Origin of the sequence: Streptococcus loxodontisalivarius, from assembly GCF_016908645.1 — a bacterium.
GTDB classification, from domain to species: domain Bacteria; phylum Bacillota; class Bacilli; order Lactobacillales; family Streptococcaceae; genus Streptococcus; species Streptococcus loxodontisalivarius.
The window spans coordinates 1-10,146 of sequence record NZ_JAFBEH010000062.1 but is presented as its reverse complement, the minus strand read 5'-3'; the positions used below and the strand labels follow the sequence as shown (position 1 = coordinate 10,146).

Below are 10,146 nucleotides of genomic sequence, written 5' to 3'. Positions count from 1 at the left end.
AGGTTATTAAGAGAAATGCTTTTGGATTTAGAAACTTTGAAAACTTCAAAAAGCGGATTCTTCTTGCTTTGAACGCAACAAAAGAGAGAACCAATTTGATTCTCTCTCGTGCTTAATTATTTAGTCAACCCACTACAGTTGACAAAGAGCCTCAAAGTTTCTACATATTTAAATAATGGTCAGCGGTGTCGCGGTATCTGGTGACGTATCGTAAACCTTGAAATCTCTTCCCACACCAAAGTCTGCCTGCGCCAGCTGATTTTCCATAGTCATGTGAGCCAGTTCCTTGATATTGTTTTCCTTACTCAAGTGCCCCAGATAAATCTTCTTGGTCTTGTTTCCGATGGTACGGATCATAGCTCCCGCTCCGTCTTCATTACAGAGGTGACCCTTGTCTGAAAGGATGCGCTGCTTGGTTTTCCAAGGGTATGAGCCTGCGCGTAGAATCTCAATGTCATGATTAGACTCAATCAAGTAGCCGTCGGCATTTTCAATAATACCTGCCATACGGTCACTAACATAACCAGTATCCGTCAGCATGACGAAGGACTTGCCATCCTTCATAAAACGATAGAACTGCGGGTCCACAGCATCATGGCTGACACCGAAACTCTCAATATCGATATCACCGAAGGTCAACATTTTGCCACGTTGGAAAACATGTTTTTGAGCCACATCTAGCTTACCTAGCATATTTTTGTCATCCATGATTTTCCAAGTATTTTCATTGGCATAAATGTCCAAGTTGTATTTACGAGCCAAAACACCGACACCCTTGATATGATCGACATGCTCATGGGTTACCAAGATGGCATCCAAATCTTCTGGATTACGGTCAATTTCAGCCAAAAGACTGGTAATCTTCTTACCAGTCAGCCCTGCATCTACCAGAATTTTTTTCTCAGGCGTCTCAAGATAGAAGGAATTTCCTGTCGATCCTGAGGCTAAGATACTGTATTTAAATCCTGTTTCTGTCACTCTAGTCTTCTCCTTCTTCCCACTCGTCTTCTTCGAGTAGATCTTTTTCATAAGGGAGCACGATGGTAAAGGTAGAACCCTTGCCGTATTCACTCTTAGCCCAAATAAAACCTTTATGCTGTTTGACGATTTCCTTGGCGATAGCTAGACCCAAACCAGTACCACCTTGAGCACGGCTACGAGCCTTATCCACACGATAGAAACGGTCAAAAATCAACGGCAAATCTTTCTTAGGAATACCCAATCCCTCGTCAGAGATAGCGATAATCAACTGACTATCCGTCGTTCTGACGCTGACTGTCACTCGACCACCGTCTGGTGAATACTTGATAGCATTGTTAATGATATTATCAATGACCTGAGTCATCTTATCATTATCAATTTCAATCCAAATCGGTACCACAGGATATTCACGGATAATCTCATAGGTCTTTCCATCCGTCTCATTCTGCGACTTCATCTGGTCAAATCGGTTGAGGATAAAGGTGATAAAGGCAGTAAAGTTTGTCAGTTCGACATCAAGTTGACTGCTTGCATTATCGATACGAGACAAAGCCAAGAGATCTGTGATCATACGCATCATGCGGTTAGTTTCATCCAGCGATACCTTGATGAAATTCGGTGCAATCTCCTCTTTGAGCGCTCCTTCATCTAAGGCTTCCAGATAAGATTTTACTGAAGTCAATGGCGTTCGCAACTCATGACTAACATTGGAAACAAAGAGACGACGTTCCCGTTCTTCCTTATCCTGCTCGGTCGTATCGTGTAGCACAGCTACCAATCCAGAAATAAAGCCACTCTCACGTTTGATAAGGGCAAAATTTACTCTGAGACTGATAAATTCACCAAATTCATCAAGACGATTCAAACTAATCTCAGGTGTCTTGGTCAACAAATCATAGTAGGTATACTCTGTATCTTCTAAAAGAGACATGACATTCAGTGATAAAGCCTCTTCATTACTGAGATTGAGCTGACTTTGAGCCATGGCATTCATCATGATAATATTCCCACGACGGTCGGTGGCAAGGACACCATCACTCATATAGGACAGAATCCCTGACAAACGATTCTTCTCCTGCTCCAGATTTTCATGGGTCAAACGAAAGACCTCTGAAAGATCGTTAAGACTGCTAGCTAGTTCAATCATTTCAGCGGAGCCTTTTACCCCAGACGACTCGGTATAATCACCTGCCATCAGAGACTTGACCTGCTTGTTGAGCTTTTGAATATAGTGGCTAGTCAAATAGTCACGAACAATCAAAATCAAGAAGATAAAAACCAAAAGAAGAAGCAAGATACCTACCAAAAGGTTGGTAGAAATAAAGAGATTAGTCATAAGATTTCATGTAATAACCCACACCACGACGTGTCAGAATGTATTCTGGACGACTTGGTGTATCTTCAATTTTTTCACGGAGACGACGAATGGTCACGTCTACAGTACGAACATCACCAAAGTAATCATAGCCCCAAACTGTCTCAAGCAAATGCTCACGCGTCATCACTTGTCCCATGTGAAGGGCAAGATGGTGGAGGAGTTCAAACTCACGGTGAGTCAACTCAACTTCCTCACCATGTTTCTTAGCCACAAAGGCATCTGGAATGATTTGGAGATTTCCGATAGTCAACTCTGATGAACCAGCCTGTGAAGACTCTTCTGCAACAGCTGTTTCAATATTTTCTGTACGACGTAGATGAGCCTTGATACGGGCTAGAAGTTCACGGTTTGAGAAAGGTTTTGTAACATAATCATCCGCACCGATTTCAAGACCGATAACCTTATCAAATTCGCTGTCTTTAGCAGAAAGCATGATGATTGGAGCATGGCTAGTTTTACGGATTTCTTTAGCTACTTCTAGACCATCGAGCTCAGGCAACATCAGGTCCAAGATAACCAAGTCTGGTTTCTCAGCTTCAAACTGTTCAAGAGCATCGCGACCATCAAAGGAAGTGACAACTTCGTAACCTTCCTTGGTCAAGTTAAATTTAATAATATCTGAGATGGGTTTCTCATCATCGACAACTAATATTTTTTTCATATCTAATACCTATTCAAAAATACCTATTCAAAAATTTCTATTTGTTCTATTATATCAGAATGCCTAGTATTTTTAAAATAACAAGCATGTTTCAAGTTGATGACCTAGGTTACTGAATTTTCTGAAAACTCATTTGACAAGTATACAGTAATATGATAATATTTATCCATGTTATAAAAACTTACATTGTTGAGTTCTAGAATATTAGGAGGTCCTTATGGCACTTATTGAATATAAAAATGTTGAAAAATATTACGGAGAATACCACGCACTTCGCAACATCAATCTTGAAATCGAGAAAGGTCAAGTCGTTGTATTACTTGGTCCTTCAGGTTCAGGAAAATCAACACTTATCCGTACCATGAACGCCCTTGAATCAATTGAAACAGGAAGTTTAAAAGTTAATGGACACGAAATCGTTAACGCTTCTGCCAAAGAATTAGTTGAACTTCGTAAGGAAGTCGGAATGGTCTTCCAGCACTTCAACCTTTACCCACACAAAACTGTCCTTGAAAATGTCACAATGGCACCTATCAAGGTCCTTGGAATGGATCCTAAAGAAGCGCATGCCATTGCCGAAAAATACCTAACTTACGTTAACATGTGGGACCGTAAAGACTCATATCCAGGTATGCTTTCTGGTGGTCAAAAACAACGTGTCGCTATCGCTCGTGGTCTAGCTATGAATCCAGAACTGCTCCTCTTTGATGAACCAACATCTGCCCTTGACCCTGAAACAATCGGTGATGTTCTAGCAGTTATGCAAAACCTTGCTGCCGAAGGGATGAACATGGTTGTCGTTACCCACGAAATGGGCTTCGCTCGTGAAGTTGCTGACCGTATCATCTTTATGGCTGAAGGTCAAATCTTGGTAGATACGACTGACGTTCAAGGTTTCTTTGACAATCCAACTGAACCACGTGCCCAACAGTTCTTGAGTAAGATTATCAACCACACCAGCGAACGTGTTGAAACAAAGAAAAAGCACTAAGCTAGGAGGTCATCTATGAAACAAGTAAAAAAACTTCTGACTGTCTTGGCTGCTCTTAGCCTCCTTTTCATCGGTTTGGGTTTGACTTCAAAAGTTAAGGCTGACTACAGCGCCGCTACTTCTGCCCAAGTCAAAGCTATCCAAAAAGCCGGTGTCCTTAAGGTCGGTGTTAAGCAGGACGTTCCAAACTTTGGTTACTACAATGCCGACACAGATGCTTATGAAGGTATGGAAATTGACATCGCCAAGAAACTAGCTAAGGCGCTTGGCGTTAAGGTTGAATTTACAGCCGTTACCGCTCAGACTCGTGAGGCCTTGATTGATAATGGTCAGTTGGATATTATCATCGCAACTTACACTATCACAGACGAACGTAAAGAAAACTACTCATTCTCAAATCCTTACTATACAGACGAAGTTGGTTTCTTGGTTAATAAATCAAGTAAGATTTCTAGCATTTCAGACCTCAACGGTCTTACCATCGGTGTAGCCCAAGGTTCTACCACTAAATCTTCTATTGAAGAATATGCTAGCGCTCATAATCTCACATTCAATTATGTCCAACTTGGTTCTTATCCAGAACTGGCTATCTCACTCTATGCCAAACGTATTGCAGCCTTCTCTGTTGATAAATCTATCCTCTCTGGTTATGTCAGCAACAAGACAGAAATTCTTAGCGAAGGTTTCAACACTCAAGAATACGGTATTGCAACTAAGAAATCTAACACTGAGTTGACAGCCTATATCAACGACCTTCTTGCAGAATGGAAGTCAGATGGCTCACTTGAAAAAATCTACGACAAGTATGATTTGACACCAGCAACTGCTGAATAATACTAAAGGACAAGGAGATTATTATGTTTCTATTAGCAACAACAGAAACCGTTAGTCCTTATGCACTCAGCCGTTGGGCTGCCTTCTTCGGAAACTTCGGAGACTTTGCAAAAGGCTTTCTTTATACACTCGGAATGTCAATCGGCGCACTGATCCTCTCATTGATTTTGGGAGTGGTCTTTGCAGCTATGGCATCTTCTAAAAATAAAGTACTCAAATTCATTTCACGCTGCTATGTTGAAATTTTCCAAAACACACCACTCTTGGTTCAGTTCGTTTTCGTTTACTACGGACTTGCCATCATCTCAAATGGTGTCATCATGATTTCAACCTTCTTCACTGCTGTGCTCTGTGTTGGTTTCTACCACGGTGCCTATATCGCTGAGGTTATCCGTTCAGGTATTGAGGCAGTGCCAAAAGGTCAAACTGAGGCTGCACTTTCTCAAGGGTTCACTTATAGCCAAACCATGAGTATGATTATCTTGCCACAAGCTGTGCGTACAATCTTACCACCAATGACCAACCAAGTGGTTAGCTTGATTAAAAATACATCAACGGTAGCCATCATCTCAGGTGCTGATATCATGTTCACAGCCAAGGCATGGGCCTTTGAAACAACTAACTACATTCCTGCCTTCTTCGGTGCTGCAATGCTCTACTTCATCATGTGTTTCCCACTTGCAACATGGGCACGTCGTCAAGAAGAAGCCAACAAGAATGCTTACAAACTCTAAGAAAGGAAATTATCTATGTCTGATATCTTTACAGCATCCAATATGATCTTTCTTCTGAAAGGTCTCTGGGCAACCTTATACATTTCCTTTATCGTTATCGTTTTATCAACGATTTTCGGAACTATTCTTGGCGTTATGCGTAATGGAAAAAATCCTATCCTACGCTTGATTGCAAGTATCTACATCGAGTTTGTCCGCAATGTTCCAAACTTGCTTTGGATCTTCATCGTCTTCTTGGTCTTCCAAATGAAGTCAACACCAGCAGGGATTACGTCTTTCACTATTTTCACAACAGCCGCTTTGGCAGAGATTATCCGTGGAGGACTTAATGGGATTGACAATGGTCAAACTGAGGCTGGGCTTTCTCAAGGTTTCACTCAGTTCCAAATCTTTATCCACATCATCTTCCCACAGGCTATCCGCAAAATGTTGCCAGCCATCATTTCACAGTTCGTAACAGTTATCAAGGATACATCATTCCTTTACTCTGTTATCGCCCTCCAAGAACTCTTTGGTAAGAGCCAAATCCTTATGGGGAAATACTTTGAGCCTGCTCAAGTTTTCACACTCTATGGATTGATCGCTGTGATTTACTTCGTTATCAACTTTGCAATCTCTAGCTACTCTCGCCACTTGGCTAAGAGCTGGGAACAATCAGCAGAATAAGAAATAACCTGAGTTTGATGCTCAGTTTTTCAGAATACAGACAAACCTAACTTTCAACGGAATTGGACACAAAAGCTCTGCTTGTTTAAAATAAATCTTCCTATTCCATGCGAGCGTTAGCGAGCACCCAAAAGATACTTCCGCAGTGATGAAAGTATAAGAAATGCCTATATAAAAGCATTTCTTATACTCGGAATGTTTGAGAGTGAGACAGTCCAGTGGACTGTCTCAGGTCTGAGCCTTAAAACTAGAAAGCGAAGAGGCTCAAATGGAATTCCACTGATTCCTGAAATCATCCACTGGATAATTTCACCTGACGTCCGACATCACCTAAGGAGAGTATCGGAAAAAGACTTTGTCTTCAATCTCAAAAACTGAGTTTTTATACTCAGTTTTTTTCTTATTCTGGAATCCAAGCACTGACTGACTGACTTGCTACGGTGAAAAGTCCGTAGCCTTCCTCGTCTATCAGAACTGGCTCTGCTGCTTGGTCTAGGGCATTGATAAAGTGTTTACCAGCCCAAGTTTGTCCGACAAACATTCTCTTCTCAGCAGCTTTGCCATTTGTCAAAAGAACTGCTAGAGCCGTCTGGTGCTCCTCATCACCCAAGCGTGTCCAGCCGATACAATCTTCCTGGTCCAGATAGTCCTCTTCAGGTCCGTAGGCATGGGCCAGACGCAAATCAAGAAGAATATCCAAAACCTTTTGGAAACTAGGATTGCCATAGCGACCTTTGACACCATAGTAGTCGCCGTAGAATAAGCAGGGCAGACCTGATTGGCGCAGGAGAATCAAGGCATAGGCTGCTGGTTTAAACCAGTCTGCTACTGCTGACTCCAAAGCCTGACCACGCTGCGTATCGTGATTATCAACGAAGGTCACCGCTGAATCTGGGTAGTTCTTAGCAAGGCTGCCATCAAAAATTTTAGTCAGGTCATAATCTTCATCTTGGCTAGCTTCAAAGAGATTGTGGTGGAGCTTGACATCGACCAAATCGTAGATAAAATCAGTCTTTTCTAGGTAGTCTTCATTGGATTCTTCATCATCGTTCCAAAATTCTGCAAAGACATAGAAATCCTCACCGTACTTTTCATGAATATCACGGATGAAATTGCGCATAAAGAAAGAATCAATATGCTTGACCGCATCCAAGCGAAAGCCTGCAACGCCAGTCGTTTTGATAAACCAATCCGCCCAGTCATAAATATTCTGCACGACTTCAGGGTGTTTAAAATCAAGATCCGCATACATGAGATAGTCATAGTTACCATTTTCATCATCGACCAAGTCACTATTTGCCCACCCTTTATTGTCGCCTTGAATCTGGTAAATTCCTGATTTGCCAGTTTTGGCATCAAAGTCAGTTCCAGTAAAATGATACCAGTGCCACTTGAAGTCATTGTAGGCATTGTTTCGGCCTGGGAAATCAAAGCCAGTCCACCCTTCAATCTCAAAAGGTTCTGAAATAATTTCAGTACGATCTTCTGCATCTACCTCAACAACTTCAAAAGTCTCCTTGTGGTCTGCTGCCGCCTTGTGATTGAGGATAACATCCGCCATGGGCATAATGCCATGTTTCTTAAGCTCTGCAATGGCTGAAAGGTACTGATCCTTGGTCCCATACTTGGTTCTGACAGTCCCTTTCTGGTCGAATTCTCCCAAGTCAAAAAGATCGTAAATGCCATAGCCAACATCTGCAGATGAAACGCCCTTAAAAGCTGGTGGCATCCAGATTTTCTTAATACCTTTTGCTGCTAACTTTTCAGCGTCATCAGATAGTCTTTGCCAGTGTTTACCGTCATTAGGCAGATACCATTCAAAATACTGCATCAATGTTTCATTTGTCATTGTAATATCCTTTATTTTTCATACTTAAGCTTTAACACCAACATTGTAGCAGAAAAAAAAGAATTACGCAAACGTTTGCGTAATTCTTTTTTACTTAAATCATTTCTTCTACAGCTTCTACTAGACTAAGTGGTGCATGTCCGAGAAGCCTGTCAAGATCACTGTGCTCAACTTCCAATTGGTGGTTGGCAATATCATCTTGAATTCCTGCAACAATGGCTTGTACTGGCTCTGGCAAGCCTGCTTGAGCTAAAGCTTGACGATACTCCTGGCTGCTGAGTCCACGCGCTTGGACCTCTTTTCCAAGAACAGTGCTGAGCGCTTCAGCAAGGTCAGCATAGGTATGCAAGTCTCCAGCCAATTCATAGATGGCATTGCTGTCAAATGAGCCTGTCAATGCCTTTGAAGTTTTCAATCAGTTGCGCCTTATCTGAAAAGTCGCCGATGCGAACTTGGTAACCCGCTTGAGCAAAAGCTTGACCTTTCTCCTGACTACGAACCAAAACAGCGATATCTTCCTTAGCCACCGTTTCTGATACTTTTTCCAAAATAGCTGCGCCCAACTGTCCAGTAACTCCTGTGATTAAATAAGTCATATTTCTTACCTCTTTGTCTTAGTGATTTTTACAATAGTTATCTTATCACTCTTAGTTACTTTTAGAAAGTAGGCACTTTTTTATTCTTTAGTTACTTTTAAGTAAGTAATGTCTGCTATCAGTCTTTAAAGAGCCATCTTTTAATGAAAAAATCTTGATAAAGTCTGGTCAATCCAACTGTCAAGACTAAAATCGGATAGGCGCTCAGCCCTTGTCCCGTAAACCCAATAACCAAGAAAAGGGCTGTCAGAGGTGCCTGCATGCTAGTTGCGAGAAAAATCAGAGCCCCCAAAACCATGGCAGATCCAGCCAGAGCTGGTAGAAAGGGCGTCACCAGAAGGTAGGCAAGTGCCAAGCCCAGAGCAAAGGATGGCGTCAAAGTACCACCATAGGCGCCTGAACTCAGAACCAGAAGCACCATGACTGCCTTGATAAGGATAAGAAAGAGAACTCTATGCCAAGGCTGACCTGCAATGATTCGTGTCGCCATAGCCTCACCATTTCCCATAATCTCAGGAAAGTAAATCGTAACAAAAGCAAGTAGTATAAAGGTCAGAGGCAAAGCCCAAAGAATCCTTTTGTCCTTGATTTTCTTTTGTCCAACCTTCTTAGACCAAATGTTAAAGATATAAGCCAGAGGCGTTATAATGATGACTAGGCAAATAGCTAAGAGAATATTCTGCCAACTAGTCGAAATGGTTTCTAGTGAGTAGATAGCTTGATCAGAGATGATGAGGTGGGCTGTCTGGGTTGCGATTTCTGTGGCTAACAGGAGAAAAATCAGATTTTTCACTCCCCATGCTATTCCTAGCGTCTCTAAGGCAAAGAAGACGCTGGCAATAGGCACTTGGTAGATGGCTGCTAATCCTGCTGCTCCGCTTGCCACCAATAGCTTGCGCTCCTGAGCTGATAAGTTGAATCGATTAGCCAGATGGCTAGCTGCTAATGCTCCAAACTCCCTAGGCGCAGCTTCTTTTCCGATAGGCGAGCCCAGAGACACACTGACCACCTGAGTCAAGATATGAAGAGTATGCTTTACCATGGATGGCTTTTCTTCTCTTTCATCCTTTGGCAATAGCTGCGCTTTGACACTGATAAGAGCTTCATTCTTTTGAAGCTGATACCAAATCACTGCCATGATAAAGCCAGTTAGAATTAAAACTATAAACAGATAGGGCTGGCTGACATTACTAAGCCCAACCAAGTCATGACTATGATAGATCAGCAACTGGACTGCCTCCAATATAAGATGAAAGCCCATCCCAGCCAAACCAGCTATGACTGCTAAAATAAGAAGAGCTAGGGCAAAGGGCCCCTGCTTGTGAAACATAGTATCTCCTTTTCTTGATAGATTACTAAAACGGCTCTATAATTTCTGTAGTGGGTAAATCCACCAAGGAGATTGTAGGGCTTTTTGAATGTAGAAAAAAAGTCCCACATGACTTATAATGAAAAG

General features: G+C 42.0%; 11 protein-coding genes. 4 read left to right on the top strand and 7 right to left on the bottom strand.

The features are described 5' to 3' along the window. Positions 1–168: 168 nt before the first annotated feature. The 3 genes from JOC28_RS09780 to yycF are packed head-to-tail and all read right to left on the bottom strand — an operon-like array spanning position 169 to position 3,020. The gene (locus JOC28_RS09780; protein ID WP_338058066.1) at positions 169–978 is read right to left on the bottom strand and encodes an MBL fold metallo-hydrolase; all 810 of its coding nucleotides are present in this window, start codon (positions 976–978) and stop codon (positions 169–171) included. Position 979: 1 nt separating this feature from the next. Beyond that, entirely contained in the window at positions 980–2,317 is a 1,338-nt protein-coding gene (vicK, locus tag JOC28_RS09775) for a cell wall metabolism sensor histidine kinase VicK (protein WP_205010501.1), read from the bottom strand. Then, positions 2,310–3,020 (bottom strand): response regulator YycF, encoded by a 711-nt coding sequence (yycF, locus tag JOC28_RS09770; RefSeq protein WP_205010500.1) that lies wholly within the window; start codon positions 3,018–3,020, stop codon positions 2,310–2,312. The genes vicK and yycF overlap by 8 nt, the downstream gene beginning before the upstream one ends. A 217-nt stretch (positions 3,021–3,237) precedes the next feature. Between yycF and JOC28_RS09765 the strand changes: the two genes are divergently transcribed. Genes JOC28_RS09765 through JOC28_RS09750 form a run of 4 tightly spaced genes read left to right on the top strand, consistent with a single transcriptional unit; the run spans position 3,238 to position 6,245 of the window. Then, on the top strand, positions 3,238–4,011 hold the full coding sequence (locus tag JOC28_RS09765; RefSeq protein ID WP_205010499.1) for an amino acid ABC transporter ATP-binding protein: 774 nt from the start codon (positions 3,238–3,240) through the stop codon (positions 4,009–4,011). Between the two features lie 15 nt (positions 4,012–4,026). Next, positions 4,027–4,845 (top strand): transporter substrate-binding domain-containing protein, encoded by an 819-nt coding sequence (locus JOC28_RS09760; RefSeq protein WP_205010498.1) that lies wholly within the window; start codon positions 4,027–4,029, stop codon positions 4,843–4,845. A gap of 23 nt (positions 4,846–4,868) precedes the next feature. Beyond that, positions 4,869–5,579: an amino acid ABC transporter permease gene (locus JOC28_RS09755; protein WP_205010497.1), complete on the top strand. Its 711-nt coding sequence runs from the start codon at positions 4,869–4,871 to the stop codon at positions 5,577–5,579. A gap of 15 nt (positions 5,580–5,594) precedes the next feature. After that, complete coding sequence (locus JOC28_RS09750) at positions 5,595–6,245, top strand: amino acid ABC transporter permease (RefSeq protein WP_205010496.1); 651 nt, start codon at positions 5,595–5,597, stop codon at positions 6,243–6,245. A gap of 400 nt (positions 6,246–6,645) precedes the next feature. On the opposite strand, the gene JOC28_RS09745 is transcribed toward JOC28_RS09750, so the two are convergent. From JOC28_RS09745 to JOC28_RS09730, 4 genes are all read right to left on the bottom strand, one after another. Then, a complete protein-coding gene (locus tag JOC28_RS09745; RefSeq protein ID WP_205010495.1) occupies positions 6,646–8,094 on the bottom strand; it encodes an alpha-amylase in 1,449 nt (482 codons plus the stop codon). Positions 8,095–8,188: 94 nt separating this feature from the next. After that, the gene (locus JOC28_RS09740) at positions 8,189–8,509 is read right to left on the bottom strand and encodes a Rossmann-fold NAD(P)-binding domain-containing protein (protein ID WP_205010494.1); all 321 of its coding nucleotides are present in this window, start codon (positions 8,507–8,509) and stop codon (positions 8,189–8,191) included. Continuing rightward, complete coding sequence (locus tag JOC28_RS09735; protein WP_205010493.1) at positions 8,475–8,690, bottom strand: NAD(P)H-binding protein; 216 nt, start codon at positions 8,688–8,690, stop codon at positions 8,475–8,477. The genes JOC28_RS09740 and JOC28_RS09735 overlap by 35 nt, the downstream gene beginning before the upstream one ends. Positions 8,691–8,808: 118 nt before the next feature. Next, positions 8,809–10,020 carry a chloride channel protein gene (locus JOC28_RS09730; protein WP_205010492.1) on the bottom strand — a complete coding sequence of 404 codons (1,212 nt, stop codon included), beginning with the start codon at positions 10,018–10,020 and terminating at the stop codon, positions 8,809–8,811. Positions 10,021–10,146 lie beyond the last annotated feature (126 nt).